Here is a 15459-nt window from a genome sequence, read left to right as displayed (position 1 = left end):
CGCGCCGGCCAATGGCCATTACGCCTAGCTCTGGCGTTCCAGCACGGCTGCGAAGAAGCCGTCGGTGGCATGGCGATGCGGCCACAGCGACAGGTAGTCGCCCATTTCGAGTTCGATCCGTTGCTCGGCCAGCACGTCGCGTGCGGGCACCAGCGCGAAATCCGGGTGGTCGGCGAGGAACTGCTGGACGACCGCTTCGTTTTCCGCTTCCAGAATCGAACACGTTGCGTAGACCAGACGGCCGCCCTTCTTCACCAGACGCGAGGCGCTCGCGAGAATCGACGCCTGCTTCGGCGCCAGTTCGGCGACCGATTCCGGCGACTGGCGCCACTTCAGGTCGGGATTGCGGCGCAGCGTGCCCAGGCCGCTGCACGGCGCGTCGACCAGCACGCGGTCGATCTTGCCCGCGAGCCGCTTGATCTTGGCGTCGTGTTCGCTATCGATCAGCACCGGATTCACGTTCGACAAGCCGCTGCGCGCAAGGCGCGGCTTGAGCTTGGCGAGGCGTCGCTCGGAAATGTCGAACGCATAGAGACGGCCGGTGGAGCGCATCGCCGCGCCCAGCGCCAGCGTTTTGCCGCCGGCGCCCGCGCAGAAGTCGACGATCATCTCGCCGCGCTTGGGCGCTACCAGCGAGCACAGCAACTGGCTGCCTTCGTCCTGCACTTCGAGCCAGCCGTGCTGGAAAGCGTCGAGCTTGGTGAGCGGCGGCTTGCCGACCACCCGCACGCCGAACGGCGCGAACGGCGTCGCGCCGGCTTCGATACCGGCCTTCGACAGAGCGTTCAGTACGTCGTCGCGGCTTGCCTTGATGGGGTTCGCGCGCAAATCGAGCGGCGCGGGGTAGTTCAGCGCGGCGGCCAGTTGCGCCAGTTCCGCGGGTTCGAAGCGCTTGGACAGCGCCTGATAGATCCAGTCGGGCAAGTTCAGGCGAATGCGCAGCGGCAGGCTTTCCGGGTCGATCATCGACACGTGTTCCAGCCACCGCGATTCGGCTTCCGACACGAACGGCTTGAGCGCGTTGCGGCCGGCGGTCTGCATCAGACCCAGCAAGGCCATACGGCGCGCCGGACTGCCCGCGCCGCTTTCGGCCAGATGCGCGAATTCCATACGGCGGCGCAGGACGGCAAAAACCGCCTCGGCGATCACGCCGCGTTCGCCGTGTCCGAGCTTCGGATGGGCGCGGAAGAAACGGCTCGTGGTGGCATCCGCCGGGCCGTTCAGTCGTAGGACTTCAGCCAGCAAAGTCTCGGTTTGTCCAATCAAAAAACCATGTAATCTCATGCGCCCTCTCCGGCGGTGTGACCGGCAAAGAGCCATTGCGGCTCTGACGGCGTAAGCGTGACGCGCAGGCCATCGAGGGCAAGACGCCCTTCGACGAACCAGCGCACCGCGCGTGGATAAATAATGTGTTCGGTTGCCAGCACGCGTTCGGCGAGCATGGCGGGCGTATCGCCAACCTCGACGGGAACCGCCGCCTGCGCGACGATCGGCCCGTGGTCCAGCTGCGACGTGACAAAATGTACCGACGCGCCGTGCAGCCGCACGCCGGCGTCGAGTGCCTGTTGATGCGTTTTCAGACCTGGAAAGCTCGGCAGCAGCGACGGATGCACGTTTAGCATGCGTCCGGCGTAGCGGTCGACAAAGCCGGCCGTCAGCACCCGCATGAAACCCGCGAGCACGACCAGATCGGGCGCGAAGGCGTCGATTTCGCGCGCCAGCGCGGCGTCGAAGCTCTCGCGGTCGGGATGCTGGCGGTGGTCGACCACCGCCGTGGCAATACCGTGCGACGCCGCGAACGCAAGGCCCGCGGCATCGGGACGGTTGGCAATCACGGCGGCGATTTGCGCCGGCCAGGCCTCGTCCGAGCAGGCTCGAACGATGGCTTCCATGTTGCTTCCCCGTCCGGAAATCAGGATGACGAGTTTTTTCATCCGCGGATTTTATCATTCGGGGACCCCGAAACCGCGACGCGCCGCCGTCTCATGCGCTGAGCGTTTATAATCGTTTGTTTTGCGGCACCCCGGCCGCCCTACCTCAAACCCGCTATCGTGAGAGTCTTCCGCGGTCTTCCCAATGCCGAGAGCCGTGCGCCCTGCGCCCTGACCATCGGCAACTTCGACGGTGTCCACCGCGGCCATCAGGCTTTGCTCGCCCACGTGCGGGCCGCCGCCGATGCGCGCGGCCTGCCCGTCTGCGTGATGACCTTCGAGCCGCACCCGCGCGAGTTCTTCAATCCGGCCGGCGCGCCGCCGCGTATCGCCATGCTGCGCGACAAGCTCGAGGCGCTGCGCACCAACGGCGTCGATCGCGTGGTGGTCGAGCACTTCAATCACACCTTCGCCAGCCAGTCGCCGGATGCATTCGTCGAACGCATCATCGTAAACGGACTGCATGCGCGCTGGATCATGATCGGCGACGACTTCCGCTACGGCGCCAAACGCGCCGGCGATTTCGCGTCGCTACAGGCCGCGGGTCAACAGTACGGTTTCGAAGTCGAACAGATGGCCACGGTCGCCGACCCGTCCGGCGCGCGCATTTCCAGCTCGGGCGTGCGCACGGCGCTGGTGGCGGGCGACCTCGACGCGGCGCGTGCCGCGCTGGGCCGCGATTACCTGATCAGCGGCCACGTCGTGCACGGCATGAAGCTCGGCCGCGACCTCGGGTTTCCCACGCTGAATCTGCCGATCGCCCACAAGCGCCCTGCGCTCGCAGGCATTTTCGTCGTGCGCGTGCACGGCGTGGCCGATGAGCCGCTGCCGGGCGTCGCCAGTCTCGGCCTGCGGCCCACGGTCGACGATTCCGGCCGCGTGCTGCTCGAAGTGCATCTGCTCGACTGGCACGGCGACGCGTATGGCAAACTCGTGCGCGTCGAATTCCTGAAGAAGCTGCGCGACGAAGAAAAGTACGTGGACCTCGAAACGCTGACCGCCGCCATTTCGCGCGACGTCGCCAACGCGCGCGCGTGGTTCGCGGCCGTCGGCGCCGGCACGCCGGGCAGCCGCTCGACCGGGTTCGCCACCTCGGCCACCGACCGAATTAGATAGCCGCCGCGGTACGCGCTGGCGCTGTTCGCGTCACACGTACCCTCGCTGCGCGCATCGAAGGGCGTCCGTGAATCACGCGACATGCCTGCCGGGCGCGCCCAACGCCCTTGCGCATTCCGCGCATCCCGCAGCCCTGCTGCGCATAGAAAGCATTCAACGCGACCTCATCATGAGCAACAAGAAAGCCGATTCGAAACCGCAGTCACGCTATCCGGTCAACCTGCTCGACACGCCGTTCCCGATGCGCGGCGACCTGCCCAAGCGCGAGCCGCAATGGGTCAAGGAATGGCAGGAACGCAAGATCTACGAAAAGATCCGCGCCGCCAGCAAGGGCCGCAAGAAATTCATCCTGCACGACGGCCCGCCGTATGCGAACGGTGACATCCACCTCGGCCACGCGGTGAACAAGATCCTGAAGGACATGATCGTCAAGGCGCGCAATCTGGCGGGCTTCGACGCGGTCTACGTGCCGGGCTGGGACTGCCACGGCATGCCGATCGAAATCCAGATCGAAAAGCAGTTCGGCAAATCGCTGCCGGCCGCCGAAGTGATGCAGAAAGCGCGCGCCTATGCAACTGAGCAGATCGAAAAGCAGAAGGTCGGCTTCCGCCGTCTGGGCGTGCTCGGCGACTGGGACAACCCGTACAAGACCATGAACTTCACGAACGAAGCCGGCGAAATCCGCGCGCTCGCGAAGATCATGGAAAAGGGCTATGTGTTCCGCGGCCTGAAGCCGGTCAACTGGTGTTTCGATTGCGGCTCGGCGCTGGCCGAGGCGGAAGTGGAATACAAGGACAAGAGCGATCCGACCATCGACGTTCTCTTCAGCTTCGCCGAACCTGAAAAGACCGCGCAGGCGTTCGGGCTCGCCGCACTGCCGCGCGCCGAAGGCGGCATCGTGATCTGGACCACCACGCCGTGGACCATCCCGGCCAACCAGGCGTTGAACCTGCATCCGGAAATCGTCTACGCGCTCGTGGATACGCCGCGCGGCCTGCTGATCCTCGCGCAGGAACGTGTCGAAGAATGCCTGAAGCAATACGGTCTCGAAGGCACGATCATCGCCACCACGCCGGGCGCGAAGCTGGTCGAACTGCGCTTCAACCATCCGCTCGCGTCGGCCCATCCGGCGTACAAGCGCACGGCGCCGGTCTACCTCGGCGACTACGTCACGACGGAAAGCGGTACGGGTGTCGTGCACTCTTCGCCGGCGTACGGCGTGGAAGACTTCGTGTCGTGCAAGGCGCACGGCATGTCCGACTCCGACATCATCAACCCGGTGATGGGCGACGGCCGTTATATCGAATCGCTCGCGCTGTTCGGCGGCCTGTCGATCTGGGCGGCGAATCCGCAGATCGTCGAGGCACTGCAGAACGCCGGTTCGCTGATGCGCACCGAGAAGTACACGCACAGCTACATGCACTGCTGGCGCCACAAGACGCCAATCATCTACCGCGCCACCTCGCAGTGGTTTGCCGGCATGGACGTCAAGCCGAACGACAGCGACCGCACGCTGCGCGAAACCGCGCTCGAAGGCATCGAAAACACGGCCTTCTACCCAGCGTGGGGCAAGCAGCGCCTGTTCAGCATGATCGCGAATCGCCCGGACTGGACGCTTTCGCGTCAGCGCCAATGGGGCGTGCCGATGGCGTTCTTCGTGCACAAGGAAACCGGCGAACTGCATCCGCGTACGCTCGAGTTGCTCGAAGAAGTGGCGCAGCGCGTCGAGAAGGCCGGCATCGAGGCATGGCAATCGCTCGATCCGCGCGAACTGCTCGGCGACGACGCCAACATGTACGAAAAGAACCGCGACACGCTCGACGTGTGGTTCGATTCGGGCACCACGCACTGGCACGTGCTGCGCGGTTCGCACAAAGACGAACTGCAATTCCCGGCCGATCTGTATCTGGAAGGCTCGGACCAGCATCGCGGCTGGTTCCATTCGTCGCTGCTGACCGCCTCGATGATCGACGGCCGTCCGCCGTACAACGCGCTGCTCACGCACGGCTTCACCGTCGACGGCGAAGGCCGCAAGATGAGCAAGTCGCTCGGCAACGGCATCGACCCGCACGAAGTGGCGAACCGTCTCGGCGCGGAAATCATCCGTCTGTGGATCGCTTCGACCGACTACTCGGGCGAGCTGGCCATCTCCGAAGAAATTCTCAAGCGCGTCACGGAAGGCTATCGCCGTATCCGCAACACGCTGCGCTTCCTGCTCGCCAACCTGTCGGACTTCGACTTCGAGAAGCACGCACGGCCGGTCGAAGACTGGCTCGAAATCGATCGTTACGCGGTCGCGCTGTCGGCGAATCTGCAGAACGATATCCTCGCGCACTACGAGAAGTACGAGTTCCACCCGGTCGTCGCGAAGCTGCAAACGTACTGCTCGGAAGACCTCGGCGGCTTCTATCTCGACGTGCTGAAAGACCGTCTGTACACCACGGCGGCCGATTCGGTGGCGCGTCGTTCGGCACAAACCGCGCTGTATCACATCGCGCACGGCTTGCTGCGTCAGATGGCGCCGTTCCTCTCGTTCACCGCCGAAGAAGCGTGGAAAGTCTTCTCGCCGAACAGCGAAACGATTTTCACGGAAACCTATCACGCGTTCCCGCAAGTGCCGGACGCCGGCGCCCTGCTCGACAAATGGACGCTGTTGCGCGCCGCGCGCAGCGACGTGACCAAGGCGCTGGAAGAAGCACGCGTGGCGAACCTGATCGGTTCGTCGCTGCAGGCGGAAGTCGAGATCCGCGCGAGCGGCGCACGTTACGACGCGCTCACGAGCCTCGCCGACGACCTCAAATTCGTGCTGATCACGTCGGCGGCGAACGTCGTCGAAGTGGCAAGCGAAGCGGAGGAAGCGGTCGAAGTCGTCGCCTCGAAGTATCTGAAGTGCGAACGCTGCTGGCACTACCGCGCGGACGTCGGCGCGAACGCCGAACACCCCACGCTGTGCGGCCGCTGCTTCAGCAATCTGTTCGGCAACGGTGAAACGAGGAGCGCGGCATAATGGCGAGAACCATGTCGAAAACCGCATCGAAATCGCCCGTTGTCGGCGGCTCGCTGGCACCCTGGCTCGGCGTCGCACTGATCGTCATCCTGTTCGATCAGCTGACGAAAATCGCGGTCCAGAAAGTGTTCGCCTACGGTATCGCGCACGAGGTCACGTCGTTTTTCAACTTGATCCTCGTGTACAACCGCGGCGCGGCGTTCAGCTTCCTCGCGATGGCGGGCGGCTGGCAGCGTTGGGCGTTCACCGCGCTCGGCGTGGTGGCGGCGCTGGTGATCTGCTATCTGCTCAAGCGTCACGGCGGACAGAAAATGTTCTGCACGGCGCTTTCGCTGATCCTCGGCGGCGCGCTCGGCAATGTGATCGACCGGCTGGCCTATGGCCACGTGATCGACTTTCTCGATTTCCACGTGCGCACGTGGCACTGGCCGGCGTTCAATCTCGCCGACAGCGCGATCACCATCGGCGCGGTTCTGCTGGTGCTCGACGAACTGCGGCGCGTACGCGGCACGCGCTGATTCCATCGCGCACGAGCGCCGGTTCGCCTGACGCGCCGCGCGCGTGCCGATGGGCGGCCCGGTCGCTTTGAAAGTGAGCGGTAGCGCGGTACAGTGCCGCCGCTCACCACCACGCTTTGTCGGAGGCTTTCGTTGGCTACCGCAGAACTCGCAGGAAAACACCTCGTCCTCGGCATGACAGGCGGGATCGCCTGCTACAAGATCGCCGAACTCACGCGTCTGCTGACCAAAGCGGGCGCAACCGTGCAGGTTGTGATGACCGAAGCGGCCACCCAGTTCATCACTCCCGTCACCATGCAGGCGCTCTCGGGCCGTCCGGTCTACACGAGCCAGTGGGACGGGCGTGTGCCGAACAACATGGCGCACATCGATCTCTCGCGTGAAGCCGACGCGATCGTGATCGCGCCCGCCTCCACCGATTTCCTCGCCAGACTCGCGCACGGCATGGCCGACGACCTGCTCGCCACGCTCTGCGTCGCGCGCGATTGCCCGCTGCTCGTCGTGCCGGCCATGAACCGTCAGATGTGGCAAAACCCGGCCACGCAACGCAACGTCGCGCAATTGCGCGCGGACGGCGTCGAGGTGCTCGGCCCCGACTCGGGCCCGCAAGCGTGTGGCGAAATCGGCGACGGACGCATGCTCGAGGCAGCCGCCACCTACGAAGCCATCGCCTCGTTTTTCTCACCGAAGATTCTCGCCGGTCGGCGCGTGCTGCTGACCGCCGGTCCGACGTTCGAACCGCTGGACCCGGTGCGCGGCATCACCAACCGTTCCAGCGGCAAGATGGGTTTCGCGCTCGCGCGCGCGGCGCAGCAGGCCGGCGCAGACGTGCATCTGGTCGCCGGTCCGGTGTCGCTGGAAACGCCGTGGGGCGTGTTCCGCGAAGACGTGCAAACCGCCCAGCAAATGCATGATGCAGTGATGCGCTCGGTCACCGACGCCGACATCTTCATCGGCGTCGCGGCGGTGGCGGACTGGCGCGTCGATCACGTGAGCGAGCACAAGATCAAGAAGACCGCCGACCGCGCAATGCCGACGTTCAGCTTCGTCGAGAATCCGGACATTCTGGCCTCGGTGGCGAAGCTGCCGCATCCGCCGTTCGCGGTGGGCTTTGCGGCCGAGAGCGGCGACCTCGAAGTGCATGGCGAGGAAAAGCGCATCCGCAAGAACGTGCCTTTGCTGATCGGCAATCTCGGCCCGCTGACTTTCGGCATGGACGACAACGAAGTCATCCTGTTCGAAGCAAACGGGGCGACAAAGCTGCCGCGCGCCGACAAGCAGACGCTCGCGCGCGCGTTGATTGCCGAGATCGCGAAGCGTCTGCCCGACACAAGCCTGATCCGCTGACGCCGTACGCGCGTCCTCCGGTCCGCGCCACGAAGCCGGATCGCCGGACGCCCGCACGAGCGGATCTTCTGGAGCCGTACTGACATGACGCTACTTTCCGTGCTCGATCAAACGCCCGTGATCGACGGGCACTCGGTGGCGGACGCAATCGCCGCCACCGTCGAACTGGCGCAACTCGCCGACGACCTCGGCTACACGCGCTACTGGTGCGCCGAACATCACGGCCTGCGCGGCGTGTCGAATCCCTGCCCGGAAGTGATGCTGGCGCGACTCGGCAGCGTGACGAAACGCATCCGCCTCGGCTCCGGCGGCGTCATGCTGCCGTACTACAGCCCGTTCAAGGTAGCCGAGCAGTTCATGATGCTCGAGGCGCTCTTCCCGAACCGCATCGATCTCGGCGTAGGCCGCGCGCCCGGCGGCGACATGCATACCGCGCAAGCGGTGGCGGGCGGCGCCTACAATCGCGGCGACATTTTTCCGCAGCAAGTGGCCGATCTGATCGGATTGATGCACGGCACCTTGCCCGCCGACCATCTCGCGCACGGCGTGCTTCTGCAGCCGCAAGTCGCGACGCGGCCGCAATTGTGGATGCTGGGTTCGAGTGAATTCGGTGGTTTGCTCGCGGCGCAACTCGGCATCCGCTTCGCGTTCGCGCATTTCATCAACGCGCATTTCGGCCATCAGGTCGCACTCGCCTATCGCGACCGTTTCAAAGCCGACAACGAAGCCCAGCAACCGTATCTGGCCGCCGCGGTCTTCGTGATCTGCGCCGATACCGAACAGGAAGCCGCCGATCTCGCCAAAGCCGTCGACCTGCGCCGCGTGCAGATGGCCTACGGTCTGAACGAGCCGATTCCGACGATTGCGCAAGGCATCGCGCAGGAATACGGCGAGCGCGAGCGGCTGGTGATCGACCGCGAGCGGCCGCGCAGCATCATCGGCACGCCGGAAGTCGTCACCGAACGGTTGCATGCGCTGCAGGAACAGTTTCAGGCCGACGAACTGATCGTGCTCACCGTGTCGGGCAGCTACCGCGCGCGCCTACGCTCTTACGAACTTCTCGCCGACGCGTTCGAACTCGCACGCCCGGCGTCCCATCCCTGATTCAACCTTCTTTCAACTTTGCGACCTGCATGAAACTCGACCTGAAGATTCTCGATGCGCGGATGCGCGACCAGCTCCCGGCCTACGCAACCACCGGCAGCGCGGGACTCGACCTGCGCGCCTGCCTCGACGAACCGCTGACGCTCAAACCCGGCGAAACCGCGCTGGTGCCGACAGGCCTCGCGATTCACGTAGGCGATCCGGGTTACGCGGCGCTGATCCTGCCGCGTTCGGGTCTGGGCCACAAGCACGGCATCGTGCTGGGCAATCTGGTGGGACTGATCGACTCGGATTACCAGGGGCAACTGATGATCTCGACGTGGAACCGTGGCGAAACCACGTTCGTGCTGAATCCGATGGAGCGCCTCGCGCAACTGGTGATCGTGCCGGTGGTGCAGGCCGAATTCAATATCGTCGACGATTTCGCGCAGAGCGAGCGCGGCGCGGGCGGCTTCGGCAGCACCGGCAAGCACTAAACGCTTCGCCAAAAAGAAAAACGGCGCGGGTTCGAAACCCGCGCCGTTTTTTTGTGAGCCGAAAACCGAGGTTTTACTCGACTTCCACCGCTTCCGGATTCGGATTGCGCGGTGCCGGATGCTCGTCGAAGGTCAACTGCACCTTGTCTTCGGCATCCACGTCGACCGTCACGCGGCCGCCGTTCATCAGCTTGCCGAACAGCAACTCGTCGGCCAGCGCACGACGGATCGTGTCCTGGATCAGACGTTGCATCGGCCGCGCGCCCATCAGCGGATCGAAACCGTGCTTGGCGAGGTGCTTGCGCAGCGCGTCGGTGAAGAGCGCATCGACCTTCTTCTCGTGCAGCTGATCTTCCAGTTGCATGAGGAACTTGTCGACCACGCGCATGATGATTTCTTCATCCAGCGCACGGAAGCTGATCGTTGCATCCAGACGGTTACGGAACTCAGGCGTGAACATGCGCTTGATGTCGACCATTTCGTCGCCGGTTTCCCGACGATTCGTGAAGCCGATCACCGACTTGCCCATTGCCTCGGCGCCCGCATTCGTCGTCATGATGATGATGACGTTACGGAAATCCGCCTTGCGTCCGTTGTTGTCCGTCAGCGTGCCGTGGTCCATGACCTGCAGCAGCACGTTGTAGATGTCCGGATGCGCCTTCTCGATTTCGTCCAGCAGCAGCACGCAGTGCGGCTTCTTCGTGACGGCTTCGGTCAGCAGACCACCCTGATCGAACCCGACATAGCCCGGCGGCGCGCCGATCAGACGGCTGACCGCGTGACGTTCCATGTATTCCGACATGTCGAAGCGGATCAGCTCGATGCCCAGCGTGAACGCCAGCTGCTTCGCCACTTCCGTCTTGCCGACGCCCGTGGGGCCGGAGAACAGGAACGCGCCGATCGGCTTGTCCAGCTTGCCGAGGCCCGCACGCGCCATCTTGATCGCAGCCGAAAGGGCGTCGATAGCCGGGTCTTGCCCGAACACCACGCTCTTCAGATCGCGATCCAGCGTTTGCAGCTTGCTGCGGTCGTCTTGCGACACGCTTTGCGGCGGGACACGAGCGATCTTCGAGATGATTTCTTCGATCTCGTTCTTGCCGATGGTCTTCTTCTGCTTCGACTTCGGCAGGATGCGTTGCGCCGCGCCAGCCTCGTCGATCACGTCGATCGCCTTGTCCGGCAGATGACGATCCGTGATGAAGCGTGCCGACAGTTCAGCCGCAGCCGACAGCGCGCCCGACGAATATTTCACGCCGTGGTGCTCTTCGAAACGCGACTTCAGGCCACGCAGGATCGCCACCGTCTGCTCGACGGTCGGCTCGGTCACGTCGACCTTCTGGAAACGACGCGACAAGGCCGCGTCTTTTTCGAAGATGCCGCGATATTCCGTGAACGTGGTCGCGCCGATGCACTTGAGCGTGCCCGACGACAACGCCGGCTTCAGCAGATTCGATGCGTCCAGCGTACCGCCCGATGCGGCGCCCGCGCCGATCAGCGTGTGAATTTCGTCGATGAACAGGATGGCGTGCGGACGTTCCTTCAATTCCTTGAGGACCGTCTTCAGGCGTTGTTCGAAATCGCCGCGATACTTCGTGCCGGCCAGCAGCGCGCCCATGTCGAGCGAATACACCTGCGCGTCCGCCAGAATGTCCGGCACTTCGCCGCGCGTAATTCGCCACGCGAGGCCTTCGGCGATCGCGGTCTTACCCACACCGGCCTCACCGACCAGTAGCGGATTGTTCTTGCGGCGGCGGCACAGCACCTGCACGACGCGCTCGACTTCCGACTCGCGCCCGATCAGCGGATCGATGCGGCCGTCTTTCGCCATCTGGTTCAGGTTCTGCGTGAACTGGGCGAGCGGCGTTTCCTTCTGCGCGGCGGCTTCGTCGGACTCGGCATTCGCGTCGCTCGCTTTCGCGGCGTCCGTGCTGCTCGTCTTCGCGATGCCGTGCGAGATGAAGTTGACCACGTCCAGACGCGTCACGCCCTGCTGTTGCAGGTAGTACACCGCGTGCGAATCCTTCTCGCCGAAGATGGCGACCAGCACGTTCGCGCCGGTCACTTCCTTCTTGCCATTCGAGGTGGACTGAACATGCATGATGGCACGCTGGATCACGCGCTGGAAACCCAGCGTGGGCTGCGTGTCCACGTCGTCCGTGCCAGGCACGGTCGGCGTGTTGTCATGAATGAAGTTGCGCAGGTTCTGGCGCAGATCCTCGATATTGGCCGCGCATGCACGCAACACCTCCGCGGCCGTTGGATTGTCCAACAGTGCCAGCAAAAGATGTTCGACCGTTATGAACTCGTGCCGCGCCTGGCGTGCTTCCATGAACGCCATGTGCAGGCTGACTTCCAGTTCCTGGGCAATCATGCTTCCTCCATCACACACTGCAGCGGATGCCCGGCCTGCCGTGCGTGGGTAACGACTTGCTCGACTTTGGTCGACGCGATGTCCCGCGTATAGACCCCACAAACTCCCCTGCCCTCGCGATGCACCTTCAACATTACCTGTGTTGCGGTTTCACGATCTTTATTGAAGTATTCCTGCACGATCATCACGACGAATTCCATCGGCGTGAAGTCGTCATTCAACAGCACCACCTTGTACATGGCCGGCGGCTTGAGCTTCTTCTCCTGCCGCTCCAGTACGGTGCCGTCCTGCTTGTCCGGAATAATTGCCATACACCCATTCTAAACATCTAGGACAGGCCCGCAATCCTGTCAAAACCCGGCCATCCGGCCGGTTAGCCCGTTCGCAGCCGTTCCATGGGTAATTACCCCGAAACATTGCGTCATTCGACGAGCCGATTGCGGAGCCGGCCCCCTATCCTGTGATGCCTCGCGGCCGTGTTGCGCCGCAGTCGGATCGAGTATCGCACAACCTGCCGGGACTGGCTGGCAGGCGTTCGGCGCGCTGGCTGCCCGCCGTGCGACCCGCAGAACAGCATGTGAGTCGATTATGCGACTTTTCAAGACGGCCCGCTTGCGCAACCGCACATAACTGACAAAAGCCGTAAAAACCCTGGAACGCCCTGTTTGCAACGCGACAACGGCGTCTCAAAATTTTCTTGACACTCGAATTAAGAGCCTCAACAATCAAGCTGGCACTTTTTTCACTGAGCCATAATTCGAAAAAATGCCGATGGTGAGCTTGTGAGGAGGGAGCGGCTGCATCGCGCGGTCGTCGAGCTTTTCGAGGGCTCGTGGTAGTGACATGAGTTACAGGGGAAGTTGGAATGGCAACTGGTACGGTCAAATGGTTCAATGACGCAAAGGGTTTCGGATTCATCACGCCTGACGAAGGCGGCGAGGATCTGTTTGCACACTTCTCGGCCATCCAGATGAATGGGTTCAAGACCCTCAAGGAAGGTCAGAAGGTCACTTTCGAGGTCGTGCAAGGCCCGAAAGGCAAGCAGGCATCGAACATCCAGGCACCTGCCTGATACGGTTCGTTACCCGATCCTTGAAAACCCGGCTTCGCGCCGGGTTTTTTTTCGGGCGTTCCCTCTAATTTCTTCGGGTTCCGGAACGCGGATCCGTCTTGCGGACGGAATTGCGCGAAAAAAAACCCGGCCGTCTCGCGACGCCGGGTTTTTCACTGCGAGCTACTGCGAGCCACTACTAGCCGCGAAATCGCAAATCAGGCTTCCTGCATATTTTCGATCAGCACCTGACCGAAGCCCGAGCAGGAGACTTGCGTCGCGCCTTCCATCAGGCGCGCGAAGTCGTACGTGACGCGCTTCTGCAGAATCGAGGTTTCCATGGCCTTGATGATCAGATCGGCCGCCTCGGTCCAGCCGAGATGGCGCAGCATCATTTCCGCCGACAGAATTTCGGACCCCGGATTCACGTAGTCTTTGCCCGCATATTTCGGCGCGGTGCCGTGCGTCGCTTCGAACATCGCGACCGAATCCGACAGATTCGCGCCCGGTGCAATGCCGATTCCGCCAACCTGCGCCGCCAGCGCGTCCGACACGTAGTCGCCGTTCAGATTCAGCGTGGCGATCACGTCGTATTCGGCCGGACGCAGCAGGATCTGCTGAAGGAACGCGTCGGCAATCACGTCCTTCAGGACGATGTCGCCACCGGTTTTAGGATTCTTGATCTTCATCCACGGGCCGCCGTCGATCAGTTCCGCGGCGAACTCCTTCTGCGCAAGACCATAACCGTAATCACGGAACGCACCTTCCGTGAACTTCATGATGTTGCCCTTGTGCACCAGCGTGACCGAGCGGCGGTCGTTGTCGATCGCGTACTGGATCGCCTTGCGCACGAGCCGCTCGGTGCCTTCACGCGAGACCGGCTTGATGCCGATGCCCGACGTGTCAGGAAAGCGGATCTTCTTTACGCCCATCTCTTCCTGCAGGAACCGGATGACTTTCTTCGCCTGCTCGGATTCAGCGGGCCATTCGATGCCCGCATAGATGTCTTCGGAGTTCTCGCGGAAGATCACCATATTGGTTTTTTCCGGCTCGCGCACCGGTGACGGCACGCCCTTGAAATACTGTACCGGCCGCAGACACACATAAAGGTCGAGTTCCTGGCGCAGCGCGACGTTCAGCGAACGGATGCCGCCGCCCACCGGCGTGGTGAGCGGTCCTTTGATGGACACCACGAATTCCTTGAGCACCTGCAGCGTTTCTTCCGGCAGCCAGACGTCCGGGCCGTACACCTTGGTCGACTTCTCGCCCGCGTAGATTTCCATCCAGTGAATCTTCTTCTTGCCCGCGTACGCTTTTTCGACCGCCGCATCCACCACCTTCAACATCACCGGCGTGATGTCGACGCCCGTGCCGTCGCCTTCGATATACGGAATGATGGGCTGGTCGGAGACGTTGAGTGTGAAATCCGGATTGACGGTGATCTTGTCACCGCCGGTCGGAACCTTGATGTGCTGATACGGCATGGTCGGACTCCAGTGAAGGCTGTGCTGAAAGCTGATGGGAGACTGCGAAAACTGACGCTCCTCGCTACGCGCAATGCCGGACGTCTGCGAGCGGCTGGTCGCCCATTCTAGCCCACGCAGATGCAGCCACGAGGCACCGGCGGCTCGGGGTTTTCCAACATTGCAAAAAAGCTTATCTAAAGTCCAACTCTTATGTCTTATATAAGACAAAGAACGGTCAGCGTCGCGTTATGCATTATCATCGCGCCACTCTTCATTCGCTGGCGCAGCGCGCGCCGCGCGGCTGTCACCACGCTTTTCACCGATTCTCGCCATGCGTCTTCTCGCCCTGAACAAACCGTTCGGCACCATCTGCCAGTTTTCTCCGCACGAGACACGCGCCTCGCTGGCCGACTGGGTCAAGGTGCCGGGCGTCTATCCGGCGGGCCGGCTCGACTCCGATAGCGAAGGTCTGCTGCTGCTCACCGACGACGGCGCGCTCCAGGCACGCATTGCCGAGCCGCGTCACAAACTCGTCAAACGATATTGGGCGCAAGTGGAAGGCGCGGTCGACGAAGCCACGTTGAAGAAGCTCGCGCGCGGCGTCGATCTCGGCGATTACGTCACGCGTCCCTGCCGCGCCGACTTCGTCGAGCCCGGCGATGCCTTGTGGACGCGCACGCCACCGATCCGTCATCGCGCCGCGATTCCGACCAGCTGGATCGAACTCTCGATCACCGAGGGAAAAAATCGTCAGGTGCGTCGCATGACGGCGGCAGTCGGTTTTCCGACGCTGCGTCTGGTGCGTGTTGGCGTCGGTGCACTCGATATTTTTTCGCTCGGTCTTCTGCCCGGCGAGAGTCGCGATCTGCCTTCGAATGCTCCGTGGGACGGCATCGTATAACGCGTGCAATGCGCGTCTGGAAATGCCCGAATAAATCGCTAAGCCGTTGTATCCGCAAATGAATTGCGACGTGAAACACGAGTTAAAAATTCGTGAAACACAAGGCATGAGATAAGCCTCGCGATATCGTCAACACATCGTCGTAACGACGAATAAATTTTCCACGAAATT

General features: G+C 62.8%; 13 protein-coding genes. 8 read left to right on the top strand and 5 right to left on the bottom strand.

What is annotated here, in order from left to right:
- Nucleotides 1-24 precede the first annotated feature (24 nt).
- Both P3T18_RS28445 and purN read right to left on the bottom strand, forming a co-directional pair.
- Nucleotides 25-1284 (bottom strand): RsmB/NOP family class I SAM-dependent RNA methyltransferase, encoded by a 1260-nt coding sequence (locus P3T18_RS28445; RefSeq protein ID WP_429303285.1) that lies wholly within the window; start codon nucleotides 1282-1284, stop codon nucleotides 25-27.
- The gene (gene purN / locus P3T18_RS28440; protein ID WP_429303284.1) at nucleotides 1281-1934 is read right to left on the bottom strand and encodes a phosphoribosylglycinamide formyltransferase; all 654 of its coding nucleotides are present in this window, start codon (nucleotides 1932-1934) and stop codon (nucleotides 1281-1283) included. The genes P3T18_RS28445 and purN overlap by 4 nt, the downstream gene beginning before the upstream one ends.
- Before the next feature lie 117 nt (nucleotides 1935-2051).
- Here purN and P3T18_RS28435 point away from each other — a divergent pair, with 117 nt between their 5' ends.
- From P3T18_RS28435 to dut, 6 genes are all read left to right on the top strand, one after another.
- Nucleotides 2052-3047 carry a bifunctional riboflavin kinase/FAD synthetase gene (locus tag P3T18_RS28435; protein WP_429303283.1) on the top strand — a complete coding sequence of 332 codons (996 nt, stop codon included), beginning with the start codon at nucleotides 2052-2054 and terminating at the stop codon, nucleotides 3045-3047.
- Between the two features lie 169 nt (nucleotides 3048-3216).
- The gene (gene ileS / locus P3T18_RS28430; RefSeq protein WP_429303282.1) at nucleotides 3217-6054 is read left to right on the top strand and encodes an isoleucine--tRNA ligase; all 2838 of its coding nucleotides are present in this window, start codon (nucleotides 3217-3219) and stop codon (nucleotides 6052-6054) included.
- Entirely contained in the window at nucleotides 6054-6572 is a 519-nt protein-coding gene (gene lspA / locus P3T18_RS28425; RefSeq protein ID WP_429303281.1) for a signal peptidase II, read from the top strand. Before ileS ends, lspA begins: the two co-directional genes overlap by 1 nt.
- Nucleotides 6573-6704: 132 nt before the next feature.
- Nucleotides 6705-7919 (top strand): bifunctional phosphopantothenoylcysteine decarboxylase/phosphopantothenate--cysteine ligase CoaBC, encoded by a 1215-nt coding sequence (gene coaBC, locus P3T18_RS28420; RefSeq protein ID WP_429303280.1) that lies wholly within the window; start codon nucleotides 6705-6707, stop codon nucleotides 7917-7919.
- An 84-nt stretch (nucleotides 7920-8003) separates the two neighbouring features.
- Nucleotides 8004-9023, top strand: a complete 1020-nt coding sequence (locus tag P3T18_RS28415; RefSeq protein WP_429303279.1) for an LLM class flavin-dependent oxidoreductase — start codon at nucleotides 8004-8006, stop codon at nucleotides 9021-9023.
- Between the two features lie 29 nt (nucleotides 9024-9052).
- A complete protein-coding gene (gene dut, locus P3T18_RS28410; protein WP_429303278.1) occupies nucleotides 9053-9499 on the top strand; it encodes a dUTP diphosphatase in 447 nt (148 codons plus the stop codon).
- Nucleotides 9500-9572: 73 nt separating this feature from the next.
- Here dut and clpA read toward each other — a convergent pair whose 3' ends face one another.
- Together clpA and clpS are read right to left on the bottom strand one after the other, a co-directional pair.
- Nucleotides 9573-11870 carry an ATP-dependent Clp protease ATP-binding subunit ClpA gene (gene clpA, locus P3T18_RS28405; protein WP_007180615.1) on the bottom strand — a complete coding sequence of 766 codons (2298 nt, stop codon included), beginning with the start codon at nucleotides 11868-11870 and terminating at the stop codon, nucleotides 9573-9575.
- Nucleotides 11867-12181: an ATP-dependent Clp protease adapter ClpS gene (clpS, locus tag P3T18_RS28400; protein ID WP_074765375.1), complete on the bottom strand. Its 315-nt coding sequence runs from the start codon at nucleotides 12179-12181 to the stop codon at nucleotides 11867-11869. Before clpS ends, clpA begins: the two co-directional genes overlap by 4 nt.
- 554 nt (nucleotides 12182-12735) lie before the next feature.
- Here clpS and P3T18_RS28395 point away from each other — a divergent pair.
- Nucleotides 12736-12942: a cold-shock protein gene (locus tag P3T18_RS28395; RefSeq protein ID WP_007180614.1), complete on the top strand. Its 207-nt coding sequence runs from the start codon at nucleotides 12736-12738 to the stop codon at nucleotides 12940-12942.
- A gap of 197 nt (nucleotides 12943-13139) precedes the next feature.
- Here P3T18_RS28395 and icd read toward each other — a convergent pair whose 3' ends face one another.
- Nucleotides 13140-14405: an NADP-dependent isocitrate dehydrogenase gene (icd, locus tag P3T18_RS28390; RefSeq protein ID WP_429303277.1), complete on the bottom strand. Its 1266-nt coding sequence runs from the start codon at nucleotides 14403-14405 to the stop codon at nucleotides 13140-13142.
- Between the two features lie 313 nt (nucleotides 14406-14718).
- Between icd and P3T18_RS28385 the strand changes: the two genes are divergently transcribed.
- On the top strand, nucleotides 14719-15288 hold the full coding sequence (locus tag P3T18_RS28385; RefSeq protein ID WP_429303276.1) for a pseudouridine synthase: 570 nt from the start codon (nucleotides 14719-14721) through the stop codon (nucleotides 15286-15288).
- The last annotated feature ends 171 nt before the right edge of the window (nucleotides 15289-15459 follow it).

This window comes from Paraburkholderia sp. GAS199 (assembly GCF_050436585.1).
GTDB lineage: Bacteria > Pseudomonadota > Gammaproteobacteria > Burkholderiales > Burkholderiaceae > Paraburkholderia.
The sequence above is the reverse complement of the archived record's forward strand: the minus strand, read 5'-3'. Positions and strand labels throughout refer to the sequence as shown.

Coding starts and splice junctions, on each gene's coding strand:
- lspA (WP_429303281.1), top strand. CDS start 6,054: ATGGCGAGAACCATGTCGAAAACCGCATCGAAATCGCCCGTTGTCGGC.
- icd (WP_429303277.1), bottom strand. CDS start 14,405: ATGCCGTATCAGCACATCAAGGTTCCGACCGGCGGTGACAAGATCACC.
- purN (WP_429303284.1), bottom strand. CDS start 1,934: ATGAAAAAACTCGTCATCCTGATTTCCGGACGGGGAAGCAACATGGAA.
- P3T18_RS28445 (WP_429303285.1), bottom strand. CDS start 1,284: ATGAGATTACATGGTTTTTTGATTGGACAAACCGAGACTTTGCTGGCT.
- P3T18_RS28385 (WP_429303276.1), top strand. CDS start 14,719: ATGCGTCTTCTCGCCCTGAACAAACCGTTCGGCACCATCTGCCAGTTT.
- P3T18_RS28395 (WP_007180614.1), top strand. CDS start 12,736: ATGGCAACTGGTACGGTCAAATGGTTCAATGACGCAAAGGGTTTCGGA.
- ileS (WP_429303282.1), top strand. CDS start 3,217: ATGAGCAACAAGAAAGCCGATTCGAAACCGCAGTCACGCTATCCGGTC.
- P3T18_RS28415 (WP_429303279.1), top strand. CDS start 8,004: ATGACGCTACTTTCCGTGCTCGATCAAACGCCCGTGATCGACGGGCAC.
- dut (WP_429303278.1), top strand. CDS start 9,053: ATGAAACTCGACCTGAAGATTCTCGATGCGCGGATGCGCGACCAGCTC.
- clpA (WP_007180615.1), bottom strand. CDS start 11,870: ATGATTGCCCAGGAACTGGAAGTCAGCCTGCACATGGCGTTCATGGAA.
- clpS (WP_074765375.1), bottom strand. CDS start 12,181: ATGGCAATTATTCCGGACAAGCAGGACGGCACCGTACTGGAGCGGCAG.